General features: G+C 72.0%; 13 protein-coding genes. 7 read left to right on the forward strand and 6 right to left on the reverse strand.

Features of this window, described 5'->3' with window-relative positions:
• Positions 1–67 precede the first annotated feature (67 nt).
• Both WMF14_RS03820 and WMF14_RS03825 read left to right on the forward strand, forming a co-directional pair.
• The gene (locus tag WMF14_RS03820; RefSeq protein WP_437798813.1) at positions 68–1,618 is read left to right on the forward strand and encodes a hypothetical protein; all 1,551 of its coding nucleotides are present in this window, start codon (positions 68–70) and stop codon (positions 1,616–1,618) included.
• Between the two features lie 124 nt (positions 1,619–1,742).
• Positions 1,743–4,328, forward strand: coding sequence for an SUMF1/EgtB/PvdO family nonheme iron enzyme (locus tag WMF14_RS03825; protein ID WP_437798814.1), 2,586 nt, complete (start codon positions 1,743–1,745; stop codon positions 4,326–4,328).
• A gap of 106 nt (positions 4,329–4,434) precedes the next feature.
• Here WMF14_RS03825 and WMF14_RS03830 read toward each other — a convergent pair whose 3' ends face one another.
• Positions 4,435–5,091, reverse strand: a complete 657-nt coding sequence (locus WMF14_RS03830) for a hypothetical protein (RefSeq protein WP_437798816.1) — start codon at positions 5,089–5,091, stop codon at positions 4,435–4,437.
• 114 nt (positions 5,092–5,205) lie between these two features.
• Complete coding sequence (locus WMF14_RS03835; protein WP_437798817.1) at positions 5,206–5,730, reverse strand: hypothetical protein; 525 nt, start codon at positions 5,728–5,730, stop codon at positions 5,206–5,208.
• A 569-nt stretch (positions 5,731–6,299) separates the two neighbouring features.
• Here WMF14_RS03835 and WMF14_RS03840 point away from each other — a divergent pair.
• Entirely contained in the window at positions 6,300–6,698 is a 399-nt protein-coding gene (locus WMF14_RS03840; protein WP_437798818.1) for a hypothetical protein, read from the forward strand.
• A 22-nt stretch (positions 6,699–6,720) separates the two neighbouring features.
• On the opposite strand, the gene WMF14_RS03845 is transcribed toward WMF14_RS03840, so the two are convergent.
• Both WMF14_RS03845 and WMF14_RS03850 read right to left on the reverse strand, forming a co-directional pair.
• The gene (locus WMF14_RS03845) at positions 6,721–8,181 is read right to left on the reverse strand and encodes a sigma 54-interacting transcriptional regulator (RefSeq protein WP_437798819.1); all 1,461 of its coding nucleotides are present in this window, start codon (positions 8,179–8,181) and stop codon (positions 6,721–6,723) included.
• A 1,078-nt stretch (positions 8,182–9,259) separates the two neighbouring features.
• Entirely contained in the window at positions 9,260–11,743 is a 2,484-nt protein-coding gene (locus WMF14_RS03850; protein WP_437798820.1) for a protein kinase domain-containing protein, read from the reverse strand.
• A gap of 130 nt (positions 11,744–11,873) precedes the next feature.
• Here WMF14_RS03850 and WMF14_RS03855 point away from each other — a divergent pair, with 130 nt between their 5' ends.
• Together WMF14_RS03855 and WMF14_RS03860 are read left to right on the forward strand one after the other, a co-directional pair.
• Positions 11,874–12,341, forward strand: coding sequence for a hypothetical protein (locus WMF14_RS03855; RefSeq protein ID WP_437798822.1), 468 nt, complete (start codon positions 11,874–11,876; stop codon positions 12,339–12,341).
• A gap of 42 nt (positions 12,342–12,383) precedes the next feature.
• Positions 12,384–12,584, forward strand: coding sequence for a hypothetical protein (locus WMF14_RS03860; protein ID WP_437798823.1), 201 nt, complete (start codon positions 12,384–12,386; stop codon positions 12,582–12,584).
• Between the two features lie 111 nt (positions 12,585–12,695).
• Here the strand turns inward: WMF14_RS03860 and WMF14_RS03865 are convergent, their stop codons facing one another.
• The gene (locus tag WMF14_RS03865; RefSeq protein ID WP_437798824.1) at positions 12,696–13,568 is read right to left on the reverse strand and encodes an oxidoreductase; all 873 of its coding nucleotides are present in this window, start codon (positions 13,566–13,568) and stop codon (positions 12,696–12,698) included.
• A gap of 93 nt (positions 13,569–13,661) precedes the next feature.
• Here WMF14_RS03865 and WMF14_RS03870 point away from each other — a divergent pair, with 93 nt between their 5' ends.
• Positions 13,662–14,576, forward strand: coding sequence for a LysR family transcriptional regulator (locus WMF14_RS03870; protein WP_276596882.1), 915 nt, complete (start codon positions 13,662–13,664; stop codon positions 14,574–14,576).
• Positions 14,577–14,626: 50 nt separating this feature from the next.
• Here WMF14_RS03870 and WMF14_RS03875 read toward each other — a convergent pair whose 3' ends face one another.
• Complete coding sequence (locus WMF14_RS03875) at positions 14,627–18,079, reverse strand: DNRLRE domain-containing protein (RefSeq protein WP_437798826.1); 3,453 nt, start codon at positions 18,077–18,079, stop codon at positions 14,627–14,629.
• 776 nt (positions 18,080–18,855) lie between these two features.
• On the opposite strand from WMF14_RS03875, the gene WMF14_RS03880 reads away from it, so the two are divergent.
• On the forward strand, positions 18,856–20,349 hold the full coding sequence (locus WMF14_RS03880) for a B12-binding domain-containing radical SAM protein (RefSeq protein WP_437798827.1): 1,494 nt from the start codon (positions 18,856–18,858) through the stop codon (positions 20,347–20,349).
• Positions 20,350–20,365 lie beyond the last annotated feature (16 nt).

The following is a 20,365-nucleotide window of genomic DNA, read 5'->3' on the forward strand; positions in this document are numbered from 1 at the left end:
GTCTTGACGGTCCTGTGGCTGGCGTGGAGACGTGCTCATGTCAGTTTTCCCGCCGATGCATCACACGGTGGCTATCTCAGACATCCATCTATGTGAGCTCGAGCCGACCGACGGCCTCTGGATGCGCTATCGGCAGGCGCCGTACTCCCCGGACGGGGAGATCGCGGCGATGCTCGACGCGCTCCGGGGAGAGGTCCGGAAGGGGGCGGGCGGCTCCGGGGGGCCCGGCGCGGAGCGCGACGAGCTCACGCTGGTCCTGAACGGCGACATCTTCGACCTGGATGCGCCTCGGGTGATCGGAAACGAGAGCGTTGTCCACGACCTGCCGCGCACCGCCGAGCACGCAGTGCCGGCGATGGAGGCCATCCTCCGCGATCATCCGGTGTTCGTCGCGGCCGTCGGCCGGATCGTCGCGGACGGGCACACAGCGGTCTTCGTGGCGGGCAACCACGACATCCAGCTGACGCTGCCCGAGGTGCGCGAGGCGGTGCAGCGGAGCATCGTGGACGCGGCCATGCGCGAGCTCGCCACCCGGGACGGTGGCGCTCCGGCGGGCTCGACCGAGGAGCTCCGCGCGGCGCTCGCGGCGCGGGTGGCCTTCCGCGCCTGGTTCCACCGCACGCACGACGGCGTCATCGTCGAGCACGGCAATCAGTACGACTCGTACTGCTGTTATCGCTACCCGATGGCGCCGTTCGGCCGGAAGCCGGGGGAGATCCAGCCGACGATGGGCTCGCTCGTGAGCCGCCTGCTCGTGTCGCGCATGGGGTACTTCAACCCGCACGTCGACTCGTCGTTCATGCTCTCCGGCTTCGGCTATCTCTCGCACTGGACGCGGTACTACCTGTTCTCTGGCCGCTCCCTTGTGTTTGCCTTCGGCGTGGGCGCGCTGCGCACGATGATCGAGCTCGTGCGCCGGCGCGACCCGAGCCGCCGGGCGCTCCGGCGCGCGGACCTCGCCGCGGCCGCCCGCGAGACGGGCGCGCCTTTCCCCGCGGTGGTCAAGCACGCGCGGCTGTTCGCGCGGCCGGCCGAGGACTGCCTCGGCCGCGTGGCGCGTGAGCTCTGGCTGGATCGCCTCGGGCTCGCGGCGATCGGGATCCTCGCGGCGCTCGCGTGCCTGTGCTGGATGCCGGGGGGGCTCGCGGCGGCGGCGTTGCTCGCGCCGACGCTCCTCGTCGCGTACGAGTGCGCCGTGCCGAAGCCCACGCTCGACGCTGTCTGGAAGGGCGTGAACCGGGCGGCGCGGTCCGTGGCCAGGGCGCACGGCGCCAAGGCCGTGATCTTCGGGCACACCCACAACCCGGAGGGGAGCTGGGAAGCCGGGGTGTTCTTCGGGAACACCGGCTCCTGGTCCGCGGCGTTCGAGGACATCGCGTGCACGAAGCCCGTCTTCGAGGCGCGCCCCCTCGTCTGGCTGCGGTCCGAGGAGAACGCGGGTCCCGAGGCGCCCCTCTCGGGCGGCCTCGTGATGTGGAAGGACGAGCGGTTCCAGCCCTGGAGAGCCGGCGCGAGGCCGTCCGTGCCGAGGAAGGCCGAGATGGCCAAGCGTCCGCGCCCGGCGCTCCGTCCGCGCCCCGCGCTCCGGCCCCAGGCGACGGCCGCGCTGCGCGGTTAGGCTGCCGGCGCTCATCGGGTCGTACAGCGCCTGTCGGGTTGAGCCCAGCGCGCCCGGGCGATAGAGTCTGCGCGGACCTCGGCCCTGGGGAGCTCCCCGGCGCGATCCGCGGAGTGGACGACGCATGAGCCTCAGCGAGCGCGAGCGGATGGCGCTGACGCAGCCCGCAGGCAGCGCGCCCGCCTCGACCGAGTCGGGCAGCGCGCCGCCGGCCGGCGCCGCGTCGGACGTCACGTTCAGGCTGCGCGAGACCCCGGGCGCCGCGGCGCCCGAGCTTCCGCCCATCTCCGTCACGGCCCCGGAGCGCCTGTCCGCGGAGGAGCGCTACGAGGATCTCGGCTGCATCGGGCGCGGGGGCATGGGCGAGGTGCGCCGCGTGCGCGATCGCATCCTGGGGCGCGTGCTCGCGATGAAGATCCAGTCGTCCGAGACGCGCGACGCGACGCCCGATCGCGCCCGCTTCCTCGCCGAGGCGCGCCTGACCGCGGCGCTCCAGCACCCGGGGATCGTGCCGGTGCACGAGTGCGGCGAGCTCGCCGACGGGCGGCTGTGGTTCACGATGAAGGAGGTCCGCGGGCGCACGTTCGGCGAGGTGATCGCCGAGGCGTACGCGGCCGGCGGCGGGAGCCTCTCGCCCGTCGCGCTGCGGCGGGCCGTCGACACGTTCCTCCGCGTCTGCGAGGCCGTGGCGTACGCGCACAGCCGCGGCGTGATGCACCGCGACCTCAAGCCCGCCAACGTGATGATCGGCGAGTTCGGCGAGGTCCTGGTGATGGACTGGGGCCTCGCGCGGCCCGCCGCGCCGCTGCGCGGGTCGCCCGGCGCCGCGGGCGCGGCGGACGTGATCGAGGCGGCCCCGCTCACGCAGCCCGGGGAGGTGCTGGGCACGCTGCTCTACATGGCCCCGGAGCAGGCGCGCGGCGAGGGCGATCGCCTCGGCGCGGCGAGCGACGTCTACGCGCTCGGCGTCGTGCTCTACGAGATCCTCGCCGGGCGCCACCCTTACGGCGGCCAGCCCGCGGCGGTCTGGGGCGCGCTCCTCACCGGCGCGCTCAGGCCGGTCGAGGCGAGCGCCCCCCACGAGGTGCCCGCGGAGCTCGCGGCCCTCTGCGCCCGCGCGATGGCGCTCGCCCCGGAGGCTCGCACCCCGGACGCGGGCGCGCTCGCCGCCGAGCTCCGGAGCTGGCTCGACGGCGCGCGGCGGCGCGAGCGCGCGCTCGCGATCGTGGACCATGCCCGCGCGATCCGGCCGGAGATCGAGGCGACCCGGGCGCGCGCTCGCGGGCTGCGCGACGAGGCGCGGGCGATCCTCGACGGCCTGAGCTCGTTCGATCCGGCCGAGCAGAAGGCGCGCGGGTGGCGGCTCGAGGACGAGGCGGAGCGCCTGGAGCGGGAGGCGTCGCTCGGCCAGGTCGAGTGGATGCAGATCCTCCGCTCGGCGCTGAACGAGGCGCCGGACCTCCGCGAGGCGCACGAGGCGCTGGCCGACCACTACGCCGAGGAGCTCCTCGAGGCCGAGGAGGCGCGGGATCCGCGGGGCGCGGCGCGCGCCGAGGCGCTCCTCCGGCAGCACGACCGCGGGCGCCATGCGGTGCTGCTCGCCGGCGACGGGGCGCTCACGCTGGCGACCGCGCCCGAGGGGGCGCAGGTCTCCCTCCACCGCTACGTCGAGCGCGACCGCAGGCTCGTGCCCGAGCTCGCGCGCGAGCTCGGCCCCACGCCCCTGATCGAGGTGGCGCTCCCGCGCGGCAGCTACCTCCTCGAGGTGCGCGCGCCGGGGCACCACGAGGCGTGGTATCCCGTGCTCATCGAGCGCGGGCGGCGCTGGGACGGCGTCCGGCCAGGCCGGGAAGGGGCCCACCCGGTCCGCCTCCTTCGCCTCGGCGAGCTCGGCGAGGACGACCTCTACGTGCCCGCCGGCTGGTTCCTCGCCGGCGGCGATCCGGACGCGGGGGACAGCCTCCCGCGGACGCGGCTCTGGTGCGACGGCTTCATCGTCCGGAGGCACCCGGTCACCAACGCCGAGTACCTCACCTTCCTCAACGCGCTCGTCGCGAGCGGGCGGGAAGCCGAGGCCCTCGAGTGCTGCCCGCGCCTCCCGCTCGGCCGCGCCGCCTCGGGATCGAGCCCGGACTCGCTCCGGTTCGAGCGGGGAGACGACGGCCGCTTTCGGCTCGGGTGCATCCAGACCGACGTCCAGGAGGAGCCGAGGATGCCCGTCGCGTTCGTCCACTGGCGGGCGGCGATGCGTTATGCGGCTTGGTACGCCGCCGGGACCGGCGCGCCGTGGCGCCTCCTGAACGAGCTCGAATGGGAGAAGGCGGCGCGGGGCGTCGACGGCCGGTGCATGCCCTGGGGTGATTTCCTGGAGCCGACCTGGGGTTGCATGCTGGGCAGCCACGAGGGCGTCGCCGGCCGGCGGCCCGTCGACGACTTCCCGCAGGATGAGAGCCCTTATGGCCTTCGCGGCGCGGCGGGCAACGTGCGCGACTGGTGCATCAACGCGTGGAAGCGCGAGGGGGCGCGGACCGAAGCGGGCATCGTGCTGCTCGATCCGGCCGACGACGGCGACGCGGATTTCCGCGCGGCGCGGGGCGGCGCGTGGTCGACGTCGCCGAACCTCTGCCGCGCGGCGGGGCGCTTCGCGGGCAAGCCCGGGGATCGCTTCGGCGGGATCGGGTTCCGGCTGGCGCGCCCGGCGCCGGGGTGAGCGGCTCACAGCGCTCCGCCTCCGTGCGCTGGCTCCGTGCGCTGGCGGCCTGCCCGGGCGCGCGCAAGGCGGCGCCCCCGGTCGAGGCGTCAAGCGCGCTGGCCGCTCACGCGGGCCTCATCACGCCATGGTAGTAGTACCAGGCGCTCTGAGGGTCGATGTCGCGCGGATCGATCGACGGCGTATCCCCCACGAACACCTGCGTGAAGGTCAGCTTGCTCGGGATCTCCTGGAAGACGAGGCCCTTCTGGGGTCGCTCCATCTTGTACCAGATCGCGTTGCGCAGCTCGCCGGCGCTGCCGAGCTCCACGAGGAGGCCGATCCGGCGCCCGATCGGCCCGTCTGGATCGACGGCCCAGTAGAGCGCGCTGGCCGGAGAGGTCGGCAGGTAGATGCCCTGAGTCCACTGCTGCTCCGACGCCTCCTGGCCCGTCGAGAGGACGCTGCCCCCGACGAGCCATTTCCGGAACTCCTCGGCGTACTCCGCCGTCCCCCGGGGGTGCGTGAACCCGGACGAGACCAGGGTGATCGCCCTCGACTTGAAGGGGGCGAGCCTCGACCAGTACTCGGTCTTCGCAGTGTACCCGCCGGGGGGCGTCAAGCCCGCCACGGCCACTTGGAGGAGCGGGTTCCCGGTACTCGTCTCGCTGAAGCGGAGCTTCGAGTCGATGGGAATCTGCGTTTTGTACGGCTGATCCGTCCCCTTGGGCAGGAGGTCTCCCCGCGTGACACCCAGCTCGCTCGTGATTGATCCAGTGCTCATGGCTTGATGAACTCCTCGTCTCGTGTGGAACCTCGGAATGTTCGCCGGCTCGTCCGGCGCGAGCGCGACATCCGGCGGGGCGGACCTCGCCGGGCGCGCGCTCGCGCCGGGGGTTCACAGGAGGCTCACGGTGATGGGCTGGAAGAAGACCTGGACGCCGGTCCTGGTCCCCGCCTCGTTGCCCTTCGTGTCGCCGACATAGTCGAGCAGCGAGACGAGGTTGCCGGTCGAGAACGAGAAGAGGTCGTGGTTGTGGTTCGTGTCGAGGTACTCGTGCTCGAAGTACGTGGGGCTGAGGATCCCGGTGATCTCCCGGGGCGCGGTGTAGAGGTGGAACCAGCCGGTCCCCTCGGCGCGCGTCCAGTCGCTCTTCGTCTCGATGGCGTCGATATGGACGGAGGCCCAGACCTCGTTGCCATTGAAGACGTGGAGCTCCACTTCCAGAGAGGTGCGCGGCCCGTGCCCGCCGAAGTCGGCATCGCCGCCGACGCGCGGCGGGATGTAGAACGGCGTCTCTGCCTGAAACGTCACCGCCGAGGAGAGGGCGAGCGCGGCGCCGTCCACCTCTCCCTCCGCAGCGTCGATGTCCACGTCCTCCTGGACGAGATCCTCTGCGGCCGACTCTCCAGCGGGCGTCACGGCGCAACCAGCGAGCAACGAGAAGGACAACGAAGCAAACAGTGCACGCATCATGATAGAGCTCCCTTCGAGGTGTGCCTGCGCGCTCTCCTGCCGAGATAGCGGCGCTGCGCGCGGCGCTTGGCCCTTCAGCAGGCGTCGTGCCACCGCGAGGAAACGAGGAATGAGGCCGGATCCGAGGCGCTGTCGCGTCCCGGCGCGGCAGGTCGAGTCACCCTCGCTCGACTTGAGCAAGACCTGCGCGAGCGGCGCTTGCGCGAACGGCGCGCGGCCCATCCTCGACAGCCTTCCCGAGCGTGGACCTCACCTCCTCTTCCGAAGGGGTGCTGTTGCTGTAATTCTGGCCGGGGTGCCGTTGCTGTAAATGTTCGTTCAAGCTCGATGCCTGGGATCGGCGCTCGGAGGTGCGCTCTCCATTGAAGGGGCGGGGTAAGGTGTGATATGTGTCGCCCATGAAGGTTGGGGGAATTCATCTCATCACAGTTGCCGCGCTTCTCGCCTGTGGGTGCGCCTCCTCTTCGCCGCCCTCGTCCTCGACGCCGCAGAGCCTGGGGGGTGGTGCCCCGGGGGTGACCGTCGCTCAGCCGGCGGCCCCGGCCGACGACGCCGCCGCGGCGGGCCCTGCCGGTCCCCGGAGCCGCCGCTATCCGGTGGAAGAGCTGCGCAGGGTGGCTCGCGTCGCGTCCGCGCGTTGCAAGAAGGCGAATGCGCCCTCGGACTCGGGCTGTCTCCTCACCGAGGCCACACCATTCCTCAAATATCGGCCCGAGGATCCGGATTGCCGTTACGTGTCGGGGACCGCGCTGTCCGTCGCCGAGTGCTCCGATTTCGAGGAGGGCTGCCAGAGCGTGGACGCGAAGGATCTCGACCACCAGATCGCGGCCCTGCAGACCGCCGGCAAGGACTGCAATCGCGAGCCGACCGACTCCGAGCGGGCAGAGCTGCTGAAGCTCCTCGGCGCGAAGTGAGGCCCTGCGTCCCCGGCGCGCGTCAGCGCGTGCCCTTGCCCTTGCGCGGCCGCGGGATGCCGTAGGCGCTCAGCCGGGCCACGAAGGTGCGGCGGGGCATGCCCAGGAGCGCCGCGGCCTGCGTCTGGTTCCCCGCGCACTGCTCCAGCGCGTCGACGATCCGCTTCCGCTCGATCGCGTCGAGCTCGCCCCGCAGGCCGCCCCCGCCCTCGGCCGGAGGGACCGTGCCGGCCGGCGCGGCGGCCTCGGGCGCCGCCGCGGGGCGCGGCTCGGCAGGCGCCGCCGTGGGGCGCGCCTCGACGGGCGGCAGCGCGGCGGCGGCGTCGAGCAGGAGGTGCTCCGGGAGCAGCGTGTCCCCGCCGGAGAGCACGACCGCGCGCTCGATGACGTTGCGCAGCTCGCGGATGTTGCCGGGCCAGCCGTGCGCCTCCAGCGCGGCGAGCGTCTCGCGGGCGAACGCCGGCGCCGGGCGCCCGAGCGCGCTCGCGGTCCGATCCGCGAGCGAACGAGCGAGCGGCGCGATCTCGGAGATGCGCGCCCGGAGCGGCGGGATCGTCAGCGCGATGCCGTTCAGCCGGAAGAACAGATCCTCCCGGAAAGCGCCCCGCTTCACCTCGGCGGCCAGGTCGCGGTTCGTCGCCGAGATGAAGCGCACGTCGATGGGCCGCGGGCTCAGCCCCCCGACGCGCATCACCTTCCGCTCCTCGAGCACGCGCAGGAGCTTCACCTGGATGCTGGGCGGCAGCTCGCCCACCTCGTCGAGCAGCACCGTGCCCTTCTCGGCCGTCTCCAGGAGGCCCGGCTTCGCCTGGACCGCGCTCGTGAACGCGCCCCGCTCGTGGCCGAACAGCTCGCTCTCGAGGAGCGACTCCGAGAGCGCCGCGCAGTTGAGCCGCACGAAGGGCCCCTGCGCGCGCGGCGAGCGCCGGTGGATGTGCTCGGCCAGCACCTCCTTGCCGGCGCCCGTCTCGCCGAGCAAGAGCACCGTGATCGGCGCGCCGGCCACGCGCTCGGCCAGCGCGTAGAGCCGCTCCATGGCCGGGTCGAGCACGATGGGCTGGCCCTGCCCCTGGCCCGGCGCCGCGCTCGCGGCGCCCTCGCGCGGCAGGATCACGATCAGCGTCGAGCCGAGGTTCACCGCGTCCCCGACCGAGAGCTCCACCGTCTTGCCCTGCTCGGGCTGGAGCTCGACGAGCTTGGTCGTCGGCCCGGCGCTGCGCTCGCGGCGGAGGCGGGTCCCGTTCGCGCTCCCGAGGTCCTCGATCGCGATGGGCGGGCCGAGGTGGATGATCGCGTGCCGGCGCGAGACGGAGCTGTCGTCGATCGGGACGTCGTTCTCCGGCGACCGGCCGAGCGACACCCGGCCCTCGGCCGGCAGCGGGTGCCGCGTCACGCGGCCCCCGGCGAACACCGCGAGCTCCAGGGCGCCCTGCACATCGTTCCGGGTGGGCTTCGCGGCGACCACGTTTCTCTCCCTGCTCACGGTGACTGGTTCTACCTCGGCGCGCCGCGGCCGTCTGCTCACGCGTCGAGCCACGCGCGCGCCAGCTCCAGCGTACGCGCGTGCGCGGCGATGTTCTCCAGGAAGCTCCTCCGGTAGGCCGGATCCGCGATCTTGTCGGCGCGGGCGAGCAGCTCGGCGCGCGCCTCGCGGAGGACCTCGCGGGCCGCCTCGACCTCGCCGTTCTCGTGGAGCGCCTCGGCCAGCAGCACGGGGACCACCTCCTGCCGGAGCACGAAGAAACACGCGGTCGACCGCTCCAGGGCGAACGCCTCGCGGGCCAGCGCGACGGCCTCCGCCGCCCGCCCCTGCCGGAGCCGGATCTCGGCAAGCAGCGAGAGGCGCACGGACTGAAGGAAGGGCACCAGCCTGGCGGTATCCCCGACGGCGCGCACTTCCTCCTCGGCCCCGAGGAGATCCCCTCGCTTCAGGCGGCATTCCGACAGGAGGAGGCGCGCCTGCGCCACGTGCGCGAAACTGTTGGAGACCGAGGCCCTCCGGAGCATCGATTCGGCTTGCTCCTCTGCGTCCGTGACCCGCCGCTGCTCCAGCAGCCCCATGATCCGGAACGAGAGCGCCGTCAACAGGATGTAGGCCGGCGCGTGCTCCTCCGCGAACAACGCGTCGACACTCTGCCCGGCGAGCTCGAAAGCGCCGAGCATCAGCTCGTCCAGGGCCGCGTACATTCGCATCATCCGCATGCCGAAGCGATCGCCGAGGCCCTCGACGTGATCTATCGCGGCGCGGTACTGTTGGCGCGCTGCCCACTCATCTCGCTCGGCGTGGGCGCACCACCACGCCCGCATCGCGGCGACCGAGGCCCCGGCAGTGTGATCGTCCCCCATGATCGGCGCCACGTCCTGCTCGATCCTCTGCAGGTATCGCCGGGCCAGGTCGGGCATCCCCTCCCGGAGCAGGGCGTAGAAGGCGAAGGTGGTGAAGGTCACCGCCACCTGCCAGCGATCGAGGGGGAGATCTGCGGGGGGCATGCGCTGGACCAGGTCGCGGGCGACCTGCCGGTCCTCCGTATGGGTCGCGACGAGGAGCCCGAACGCCATGGCTATTCGGTGCTGATCGCTGCCGGGCGACGAGCTCTCCAGCGCCGCGAGCGCGTGCGTGGAGGACTGCGCCAGGTCGTCCATGTGGAAGAGCTGCTCCGACAGCACGTTATGGAGCTTGGCCACCACCTCCCCTGCGGGCTCGCAGGCGATACCCCGCCGGGCGCGCGCGAGCACCGCCGGCCCATCGGCCGCGCGCTGTGCCTCCTCGGCCGCCTGCAGGTAGAACTCCGCCGCCCGCGCCGTCTCCCCGCCGCGCTCGAAATGCTCGGCCAGCACCATGGGATCCTGTTCGCCGGCCTGGAGCAGCCATTCTGCAGCGAGCCTGTGCCCGAGGCGCCTGTCGCGGTCGGTGAGCATCGCATAGGCGCCCTCCCGCAGGAGCGCGTGGCGGGCAGGGGGCGCAGCTGGAGCTCCGAGCGCCCCCGATCCATCCAGAGCCGGGGGAAGAGGTCATGGACCTCGGGCCGCGCGAAGGCGATGACCACGTACGGCCGATCGCTCAGCTCGCGCAGCGCCCGATCGAAGATCCGCACCGAAGGCGCGTCCCCCCAGTGCAGATCCTCCAGCACCACCAGCATGGGCTGCGCGTCCGTCACGGCGCGCGCATGATCGATGTACGCCTGCTCGACCCGCTCTGCCATCAGCGCCGGGCTCTGCCGCGCCGCTCGCAGGAGCGGCAGCTCTTCGGCCGGGAAGGGCGCGCCGATCAGCTCTCCGAGGAACGCCGCCACCCGCGCGCGATCGGCCTCGGCGAGGAGGCGCCCCGCGGCTCGCTCGATCTTCTCGCGGCGCACCGGGGCGGCCTCGCCCGCCGTGATCCCGAGCGCGCTGCGCAGCGCCCCGGCCAGCATCGCGGACGCCGAGCCCGCGCCGATGGAGTCGCCGCGGCCCACGCCGAGGTCCATGGCGGGGTAGCGCCGCTTCAGCAGCTCCAGGAGCTCGTGGCGCAGGCGCGACTTGCCCATCCCCGCCGCCGCCGTCACCAGCACCACCGCCGCCTGCCGATCCTCGAAGCTCCCCTCGACGGTCTGGAGGAGGCCGCGCAGCTCACGGTCGCGGCCCACGTAAGGGCTCGGCTTGCCGAGCAGCTTGCGCGCCTCCTCGCCGACCTCGCGCTCGGCGAGCAGCCAGAGCGCGCCGCCCTGCTCCAACACATCGAAGCGCACGTCGAGCAATGCCAGCGTGACCGCGTCGATCTGGACGCCCTGGTGGCGCTCCTCGCGCTCGAGCGCGCGGCCGACCGACGTGCGCGCATCGAGCAGCGAGGCCGCCCGCTCCAGCACCTCGCCGATCGGCATACGCCCCGTGTCCTCGGCCCGGCCCGTCACCTGCGCGACGTTCCATGCGTTCGCCGGCAGGGTCGCGCGGATCCGTAGCGCGCAGCGGGCCGCGAGCGAGGCCACGTCGGTCGCGCTGCCGGCGCCGGTCACCGTCGCCACCACCGTTCCATCGCAGAGCTGCTCCACCCACGCGCCCAGCGGGGTCGCGACGAGCCGCACCTGTGCGAGCGCGTCGAGGGACACCGCGTTGAGCGGCACGGTCTCCTGCGAGGGGCTCGGGCGCTCGCTGGTCGGCTGGACCGCCACGACCGAGATGAGGCGCTTCTCGTCGCCGGTGATCGGCGCGACGCTCCGATCCGCCGAGGCCGCGTGGCCTCTCGCCTCCCTGATCCCGTCGAGGAGCTGCGCCACCGCCGCGCCGTCGGCCGGCCGCGCCGCCGGCTCTTTGGCCAGCATCCGCGCCACCAGGTGGTCGAGCTCGGCGGGCATCTCGGGCCGCAGCTCCCGCAGGCGCGGCGGCTCCTCCATCAGCAGCTTGGCGAGCAGCGCCATCACGTGCTGCCCGTAGAACGCCGGCAGCCCGGTCAGGCACTCGAACAGCACGCAGCCGAGCGAGAAGACGTCGGCGCGCGCGTCGAGCTGCGCGTAGCTCCCCCGCGCCTGCTCCGGCGCCATGTACCCGGGCGTGCCGAGCACGGTGCCCGTCTGCGTCAGCCGCGTCGCCGTCACATGCTGGCGTGCGATCCCGAAATCGAGGACCTTCACGCGCTCGATCGAGCCATCCACGAGGAACAGGTTGCTCGGCTTGACGTCGCGGTGGACGATGCCGCGCGCGTGCGCCGTCCCGAGCGCTTCGGCCGCCGCGTGCACGACGGCGAGCGCCTCCTCGAGGCGCAGCGCGCCGCGCAGGAGGCGCTCCGAGAGCGTCTCCCCCGCGAGCCACTCCATCACGAGGTACGGCTGCCCCGACGGCGCCGTCCCGTGGGTCACGTAACGCACGATGTGCGGGTGATCGAGGCCCGAGAGCACGCGCGCCTCGTGGACGAAGCGCGCCGCCGAATGCGCGTCGGCCTCGCGCAGCAGCTTGAGGGCCACGGTCGCGCCGCTCGACCGGTCGTGGGCCCGGTAGACCGTCCCCATCCCGCCGGCGCCGGCCAGCGCATTCACCTCGAAGCGGCCGTCGATCACGCTGTCCGGGAGCATCGAGGAGGAGCTTGCCTCCTCGCTCGCCGCCGCCGCAAGGGCGGCGACCCGACCCAGGTTGGGCGAGCGAGCATCCAGCGCGGGATGGCCGGATTGCGGGTGATGAGGCGGATATGGTACGTCTCGCCTGATGATGCTTGGGGGGTCCTTGCTCGTCCTCGCCGGCGCGTGCGCGCTCCTCGCGAGCGCGTGTTCTGGAGCGCCGCAGCCCGCGGCGGGCCCGCGGGCCGCCGGCGCCGCGAGCGCCGAGCCCGCTCGCCCCCGGGTTCCCATGTATCCTGCGGCCGAGCTGGACCGGATGGCGCGCATCGCCGCCGCGCGCTGCAAGAAGGCGAACACGCCGTCGGACGCGGCGTGTCTCCTCACGAATGCCTCCACGTTCCTGAGGTACCCACCCGGGGATCCCGATTGCCGCTATGTCGCCGGGACCGCGCTCTCGGTCGCCGAGTGCTCCGAGTTCGAGGAAGGGTGCCTGAGCGTGGATCCCCAGGATCTCGTCCGCCAGCTCGACGTTCTGCAGGGCGCCGGGAAGGACTGCCAGCGCGAGCCGACCGACGCCGAGCGCGCCGAGGTGCTGCGGCGCGCTGGCGCGAAGTGACGCGCCGGCCCCGAGGCGAGGGACAAGCCTGAGGCGGCCTCGATGCAGCGCGGGAATGTCCTCGTCCTGCCACCGACGCTGCCATCATCGATCGTCGCCACGCCGGCCGGCGCCGACGCGCCGACGCTGAAGATCGCCGGCGTGGGCCCGCCACCTCCACCCGCGGCCGCCTCGGTGGTCACCGAGAACTGGATCGACGTCCCTGCGTCCGAGACGGTGATATTCAGCTTACCATTGCTGTAAGTGGCCTCGATCGAACCGCCAAGGCGCCATAAGACGCCAGGATATTTGGTCGTATGGCGTCTTATGGCGACCTGGCGACTCATTCCTCGCTTGAACAACGTGATTGGGGTTCTAGGAGGTTTCCGCGCCGCTCGCCCCGCCGTCGACCGTGGTGTCGAGCGCGATCGCCTCGGTGCGGTCGACGTCGGCCGCGACGCGGGCGAGCTTCGCGCGGATGCCGCTCACCGCGTCGGCGCCGAGCGGCAGGCGGAGCGGTAGCGGGTCGAGCCCTATCGCATCGACGATCGCGCGCGCCGCCTTCGCCGGATCGCCCGGCTGCGATCCGTCGGACCCGGCCGCGTACGCGCGCGTCGCGCCGACGGTGGGCGCGTAGGCGTCGAGCGCCGGCATGGACCGGAAGGCGCCCCCGAAGAGGCGCGTGCGGAACGCGCCCGGCTCGACGATGAGGACGCGGACGCCGAGCGGCGCGAGCTCGGCGGCCATGCACTCCGAGAGCCCCTCGAGCGCGTGCTTCGCGGCGCAGTAGGCGCCGAAGCCGGGCCCCGTCGTCAGGCCGCCCATGCTCGTGATCTGGACGATCGCGCCGCTCCTGCGGCCGCGCATGTGCGGAAGCACCTCGCGGGTGAGCGCCACGGCGCCGAAGAACATCGCCTCCATCGCGGCGCGGAGCTCCTCCTCGCTCGTCTCCTCGACCGCGCCGACAAGGCTGTAGCCCGCGTTGTTCACGAGCACGTCGATCCGGCCGAAGCGCGCGAGCGCGGCCGCGACGCCGCGGCGGATGTCGTCCGGCTTCGTGACGTCCAGCTTCACGACCTCGACGCGCCCCGGCGCCTCCGCCGCGAGGCCCGCGAGCGCGTCGACGCCGCGCGCCGCCGCCACGACCGAGTCGCCACGCCGGAGCGCCTCCTCGGCGATCGCGCGGCCGAAGCCCGAGGACGCGCCGGTGATGAACCAGATCCTGGAACCGTTGTTTGCAGTGCTCATGGGTCTCTCTCCTCTGCCTTCGACGGGGAGCCTACGTCGCGGCGCTGCGCCGAAAAACGGGGTCAATCTGCACGGGATGTTAAGCTGCGCTTCATGATCCAGGACGACCTCGCGGGCCTGTCGGTGCTCCTCGTCGTGGCCGAGAAGCGCAGCTTCACCCGGGCGGCGGCGGAGCTGCGCGTGACGCCCTCGGCGGTGAGCCAGACGATCACGGGGCTCGAGCGGCGGCTCGGCGTGCGGCTCCTCCAGCGCACGACGCGCAGCGTGGGCCTGACCGAGGCCGGCGCCCGCTTCCTCGAGCGGCTCCGGCCCGCGCTCGCGGAGGTCCGCGCCTCGTTCGAGGCGCTCGACGAGCTGCGCGAAAGGCCCGCCGGGACGCTGCGGCTGAACGTCCCGAGGATCGCGTGCCGGCAGGTGATCGAGCCGGCGCTCTCGGCGTTCCTCGCGGCCTACCCGGAGATCCGCGTCGACGTGGCGATCGAGGACGGGCTCGCGGACATCGTCGCGCAAGGGTTCGACGCGGGCATCCGCCTCGGCGAGACGCTCGACAGCGAGATGATCGCGGTCCGCGTCAGCGAGGAACAGCGCATGGCCGTCGTGGGGTCGCCGGCATATCTTTCGGCGCGCGGCAAGCCGAAGCACCCGCGCGACCTGCACGCGCATGCGTGCATCAACTACCGGCAGATCACGAGCCGGAACGTCTACAGGTGGGAGTTCACCGAGGACGGGAAGGACTTCGATATCGCGGTGAGCGGGCCTCTCGTGTGCAACGATCCCGATCTCATGGTCCGCGCGGCGGTCGATGGCATCGGGCTCGCCTACGTCCTGGAGGCGACGGTGCGGGACGAGCTCCACGGCAAGCGCCTCGCGCGCGTCCTCGAGGGCTTCTGCCCGCCCTTCCCGGGGTATTTTCTTTACTATCCGAGCCGGGCGCACGTGCCGCCCAAGCTCTCGGTGTTCATCGACTTCCTGCGCCGGCGCGGGAGCCGCAGGCGGCGCGGCGGATGAGGGATGTCACCGAGAGCGATCGGGCGGGCACGCGCCGTCGTTTCGGCGGGCTACTCGGCTGCGTGATAGCAGATATCGAGCTTCGGCCGGCGCGCGACGTCGGGATACTCGCTCGCGCGGAAGTCCGTCCTGTTGCTCCCGTCGACCAGCGCGACACCGTGGTTCGGCTGCGCGCCGTCGACCCAGCCCTGCACGAGGGACGTCAGATCGGCGGTGACGAACGCGTCGGTCTGCGCCAGCGTGGTGAGGGAGGCCTCGACGGCCGGGCTGTATCCGCTGAACCCGCCCCCATGGAGCGTCGATTCCTCCCAGGCGCCGTTCACGCTGTGCACGGTCACGACGCTGCCCGCGGGCTTCCAGGCATAGGACAGCGATAGCGTCGCCGAGATCACGCTGGAGCCTGCCGGGATGAACGACAGATCGTAGGCCAGGACCGCCGTCGCCGGCTGGACCGCGCTCGCGCTGGTGATGAGGTAGGGATACGCGCCGTACGCCCAGCCCGTCGTGGGGCCCTCGACGAAGGAGTCCTGCACGCCGCCGAACGCGCCGCGCCGCAGGCTGACGCACTCGAGGTCGCAGGCGTTGCCGAGGCCGTCGCCGTCCGAGTCCGCCTGGGCGGCGTTGGGGGCAGCCGGGCAGTTGTCGCTCGCGTCGGGGACGCCGTCGCCATCCATGTCCGGCGCGGGCGCGATGCGGAAGCGCCCGACGCCGGGGTCGTGGTCGCTGGCCTGGTCGGCGAACTCCGCATTGACATGGACGACGTCGAAGCCCACGAGCTTCGGCCCGGCCAGGTTGGCGCTGACCAGCACGTGGTCGAGCGACTGGCCATTGCCGTCGAACACGTAGGTGTAGCGCTCCTCCGGCGGGAGCGTCTCGATGAGCGTCGTCAGCCCGGCGTCCTTGAGGATGCCGAGCGGCGCCGAGAACTGGAAGTCGTTCAGGTCGCCCAGGACCACGACGTTGGCGGAAGGATCGCTGTCGAGGATCTGCCGCACGAAGCCGGCGACCACGGCGGCCTGCTGCCGCCGCTGGACCTCGCTCGAGAGGGTCGGGGGCTGGAAGCGCCCGTAGAGCGGCTCGTCGCCGCCCTTGGAGTTCCAGTGATTGGCCACCACGAACAGCGGCTGGCCGTTCCAGCGGAGCTCACCTGCGAGCGGCTTGCGGCTGCTGGCGAAGGCCGGATTGCCCGGGTCGATGCGGCCGGGGCTGTAGCGCAGCGACACGCCGCCTGGGCCGCCGAGCACCTCGTTCGGCGTCAGGGCGCCTGCGCCCGGGCGATCGACGAACTCGAGCCCGCGGTCGGTCCGGAACAGGAAGCCCACGCGGATGTTGCCGCCGGGCTCCCCGCCGTCGGTGCCGTCGGTCGGATCGATGCTGCGGAATTGATAGGTGCTGGGCCCGCCCGGCACGGCCGCGATCGCGGCGATGAGCCGCGCGAACGTTGTCGAGGCGTCCACCACTCCATTGTTGGTCGGTCCGCTGTTGTCCTGGACCTCCTCGAGCGCGACGAGGTCGGGGCTGCCGAGGTTGTCGACGAGGATCCGCGCGAGGCGATCGAACTTCTCCTGCGGATCGCCCGGATCGAGGTTCTCGACGTTGAACGCGGCCACGTCGAGGTCGTCGGCGGTCCGCGGTCCGAGCGACGTGACCTCGCGCGAGAGCGTCGAGGTCGCCGCGGGGAGCGCCTCGTCGACCGGCAGGAGCTTGTAGTTGGCGAAGTTGTAGTCGACCGTGCCGACGATGGGCCCGGCGAACGTGGCGCCCACGTCCAGCGCGGGCGCCGAGGCGCGCAGGGGCACCTGGAGCAGGATGCGCTCCGGGTTGAAGTCGCCGGGGCTGACGACGACGGCCCCGCGCGCGCTGCGCAGGCCGGCCGCGTCGCCCGTGGCCGCGTCGCGGTCGCCCGGGACCAGCCCGATCTCCGCGGTCCCGGAGCTCGGGAACTCGCGGGTGGGGCCCACGACGGCCGGGGCGTTGACGCTCACCCGCATGCCCTCGAGGCTCTCCCAGAAATCGATGCCGTCGGACTCGGGGTCGAAGCCGTTCGTGGCCTCGACGCTGCCGCCGGCGTCGTCCTCGATGGTCTGTGTCGGGGGACGGCGCGCGCCGGGCGCGAAGCCGATCGAGACCGGGGCCGGCAGCGCCTGGCCGCTCGCGAGGACGGTGATCTGCGGGCGGGAGAGCTCGGTGACGGTCAGGTTGTGGTACGCGCTGCCGCGGGAGGCGGTGCACGGGTCGGCGCAGCCGGCGCGGTACTCCGTGACCTCGCCGGTGAGCTCGACGAGGTCGCCGACCCTCACCGACGGCGCGGCTCCGGTGAAGACGAGCAGGCCCTCGGAGGTGGCCGGATCGCCGTCCGGCGCCGGCGACTCCACGGTGAAGCCGTTGCTGCGCAGGGTCGCCACGAGGCCCGTCGTCTTCACGACCGCGCCCGAATGGGGCGACAGGTGCGCGCGCCCCTGGATGTCGTGGATCGCGATCACCTGCGCCGCCTGCGCCGTTGTGAACGAGACCGACACGTCGGCGGGCAAGGGGTCGATCGTCCCGTTGCTCCCCGGGTCCTGCTCCTGCACGCCGCTCGCCCGGACGACGAGGAGGCACGCTGTGCTCGGGGGGAGCGGCTCGGCCGGCGTGAGCGTGAAGGCGAGGGGGCCGCCGCTGACCGCGATCGAGCGCGCGCTGCCCGCGCAGGAGAGCTCGAAGGCATTGGCCGCGACGACCGCCTCGCTGAACGTCACGCTCAGGCTCGCGGCCGGGTCGGCGCCGGTCGCGCCGTCGCTGGGCGCTGTCGAGGTGACCGCCGGCGGGGTGTCGCCTCCGCACGCGAGCGCCGCGGTCGATGTGTTGCGGGGCGTGGGCGTCCCGGTCGAGAGGTCGTCGACGTTGCTGCCCGTGTCCTGGCAGCCAGCGCCCTGCCGGAGCGACGCCGTCGCGTTGGCGGTCGCCGGCGCCGGCGCGGTGCCCTCGAAGTAGCTCGCCCCGCCGAAGCCGACCAGATCCTCGATCAGCGCCTCCTGGGCCGCCGAGCAGGGCGCGGTGCCGCCGTTGCAGCCGAGGCCCGCGGCCTGCCGGACGAGGGCGACCTTGCCGGCCGAGCCGCTCATGTTGATGGGGGTCGCGTCGACGAGGTCGGCGGCGGGGAGCGGCGCGCCGCTGCCCGAGCCCGCGGCCTCCTGGACGAGGAAGTACTGGCCGGGCTGCAGGGTGATCGCGGGCAGCTCCGTGAGCTGCGTCGTCGTGGCCCCGAGGGCGCCCGTGCCCGTGGCGCTCGCGTACTGGATGGACCACCCCGCGAGCGACACCGGGCTGTCCGACCGATTGAACAGCTCGACGAAATCGTGCGTGTAGACGGCCCCCGCGTTGCCCCCGCCGCCGTACACCTGGCTGATGACCACGCGCCCGCTCGGGAGGGAGGCGGCGAGCTCGGCAGTCCCGAGCTCGGCGGTCCCGAGCTCACCGGGGTCCTGCGAACCGACGCAGCCCCCGGCGGTCACGAGCGCCATGGCCGACACCCATCGAATGCGGTCACGCCGAAGGAGAGAATACCCCGCGCGCGAGAGGGCGCGCGGGAACAAGGATGACTTTAGCACGATGACACCTGTTGGCCTTCGAAGACGATTGCAAGAAATGGCCGAAGCAGACAGCGGCGGCCACTTTCACATTACGCCAGGACGTGCATTGTGAATGTCACGTCTCCATGAAATCGCAACTGGCCAGTACGGCCGACCCCGGGGGCCCCGGATGCTGCGCGAGGAGATGTTTCGATTCAGTGATGATCGTGCTGGTGGTTGTGATTTGAATTACATTCGTAGTGCGATCCGTCTACGCGACCATGACGGGTGGTGGGACCCGGGCCTAGGCGTTAACCAAGATTCGCGCCGCGTTCTACTGCCTCTGAACGTTTACGTGGTCGTGGTCGTGGTCGTGGTCGTGGTCGTGGTCGTTCACGGTCTACCGTTGACGACCACGACCACGACCACGTTCACGTTCACGTTCACGTTCACGTTCACGTTCACGTTCACGTTCACGTTCACGTTGGTGACCGATGGAAGGGGTGGGGTTCGTGCCCCTGAGCGCGACCGGACGAGCCTGGTTAGTGCCTGGGGAGCCAGGGGGCCGATCGAGGGGTCTCTTGTGTCCTCATGTCGTGTGGAGTGCTCGCTGGACTGACCCCTGCCCCGTGTAGGGCGTATTTGTAGCGCTCCTGCCCGCTTCCTCGTATTCGCCCTCCTTGCTTCGAGGGTGTGATACGTCCTGAACTGAACCAGGAGTGTCCTCGATGCGCATCGCAATCATCTCGACCTATACGCACCCGAGCCGACTGCTCCGCAAGGAGCGCTCGATCATGCAATCGTCCGTTCCCGAGCTGCTCGCGGCCCTGTGCCCGCCCGACGCCGAGATCGAGCTCTACAACGAGAAGGAAACGGACATCCCGCTCGACCGCCACTGGGACCTCGTGTTCTTCTCGTACCTGCACGCGTATTACGAGCACACCAAGGTCCTCTCCACGCTGTTCCGGCGGCAAGGCATGACCACCGTGGCCGGCGGGCGGCACGCGAGCCATTTCCGCGCGGACGCGCTGCAGTACTTCGACGCCGTGGTGGCGGAAGATCCGGAGGCCAACCTCCCGGCGCTCATCGCCGACTTCCAGCGGGGCGAGCTCCAGCCCGTCTATGCGCTCCCGCCGGTGCCCCCGGAGCAGATCCCCACGTACCGGTACGACCTTGTCGATTACCGGAACAACCTCGTCCGCCTGCCCGGCATCGAGGCGTCGCGCGGCTGCCCCTTCTCCTGCAACTTCTGCGTTCTGACCGGGCACGAACAGTATCGCTATCGCCCCATCGACCACGTGATCCGGGACATCCGCGACCGGATGATCTTCAACCAGCGCATCCCGGGCGTGACCAACAATGTGTTCAGCTTCCTCGACAACAACCTGGGGGGCTCGCCCCGCTACCTGCGCGAGCTCTGCGAGGCGCTGATGCCCCTCAAGAAGATCTGGGGCTGCGCGCTCACGTTCAACGTGCTGCGTGACCCGGAGCTGGTCCGCCTCATGGGGCGGGCGGGGTGCCGCTACGTCTACACAGGGCTCGAGTCGCTGAACCCCGAGTCGATCAGCTCGATGAACAAGGGCCAGAACAAGCTGAGCGAGGTCAGGGAGGTCATCCAGCGGGCCTTCGCGAGCGGGATCGTCCTCTCCTTCGGGCTCCTCGTGGGCGCGGACGGGGACACCAACGACTACCTCGAGCGGGTGCCCGAGTACCTCCACGACCTCGGCGATCACTGCCCGACCTTCCTTGGGATCGTCTGCCCGTACCCGGAGACGCCCTTCTTCGCGCAGGTGGCGGCCGAGGGGCGGCTCCTTCCCGGGGTGATCAGCCGGGACCTCGATGGATACACCCTCTGCCACCGCCCGCCCCGGCTGCACCCCTCGGAGGTGATCGACCATTTCCAGCGCCTGAGCCGCGCGCTGGGGAGCCTCCACAACGTGGGCCGCCACGTGTGGAATCGCCTGATGACGAGCGATCTGCCCCGTTACAAGGCGTGCGTCGTCATGTCGGCGCCCGAGGTGATGAGCCTGCGCGCGCCGCTCGCCAACCGCTCACGCAGCTACATCGCCGGGCGCGATCCGATCGAGGCCTGGGACGCGGAGAAGATGCGGGAGCTCAGCCTCGAGCCGCAGCGCATCGAGGCGTCGTCGTGCCGCGCGGATCCGCGCGGCCTCGCGCGGATCCGGCCCCGCCGGCCGGGCCGCTCCAGCGCGGCCGCGTGAGGCCATGGGAGGATCC

It is taken from the genome of Sorangium sp. So ce693, assembly GCF_051521375.1.
Classification (GTDB): Bacteria; Myxococcota_A; Polyangia; order Polyangiales; family Polyangiaceae; genus Sorangium; species Sorangium atrum.

Coding starts and splice junctions, on each gene's coding strand:
- WMF14_RS03825 (WP_437798814.1), top strand. CDS start 1,743: ATGAGCCTCAGCGAGCGCGAGCGGATGGCGCTGACGCAGCCCGCAGGC.
- WMF14_RS03830 (WP_437798816.1), bottom strand. CDS start 5,091: ATGAGCACTGGATCAATCACGAGCGAGCTGGGTGTCACGCGGGGAGAC.
- WMF14_RS03850 (WP_437798820.1), bottom strand. CDS start 11,743: ATGCTCCCGGACAGCGTGATCGACGGCCGCTTCGAGGTGAATGCGCTG.
- WMF14_RS03855 (WP_437798822.1), top strand. CDS start 11,874: ATGATGCTTGGGGGGTCCTTGCTCGTCCTCGCCGGCGCGTGCGCGCTC.
- WMF14_RS03860 (WP_437798823.1), top strand. CDS start 12,384: ATGCAGCGCGGGAATGTCCTCGTCCTGCCACCGACGCTGCCATCATCG.
- WMF14_RS03865 (WP_437798824.1), bottom strand. CDS start 13,568: ATGAGCACTGCAAACAACGGTTCCAGGATCTGGTTCATCACCGGCGCG.
- WMF14_RS03870 (WP_276596882.1), top strand. CDS start 13,662: ATGATCCAGGACGACCTCGCGGGCCTGTCGGTGCTCCTCGTCGTGGCC.
- WMF14_RS03875 (WP_437798826.1), bottom strand. CDS start 18,079: ATGGCGCTCGTGACCGCCGGGGGCTGCGTCGGTTCGCAGGACCCCGGT.
- WMF14_RS03880 (WP_437798827.1), top strand. CDS start 18,856: ATGCGCATCGCAATCATCTCGACCTATACGCACCCGAGCCGACTGCTC.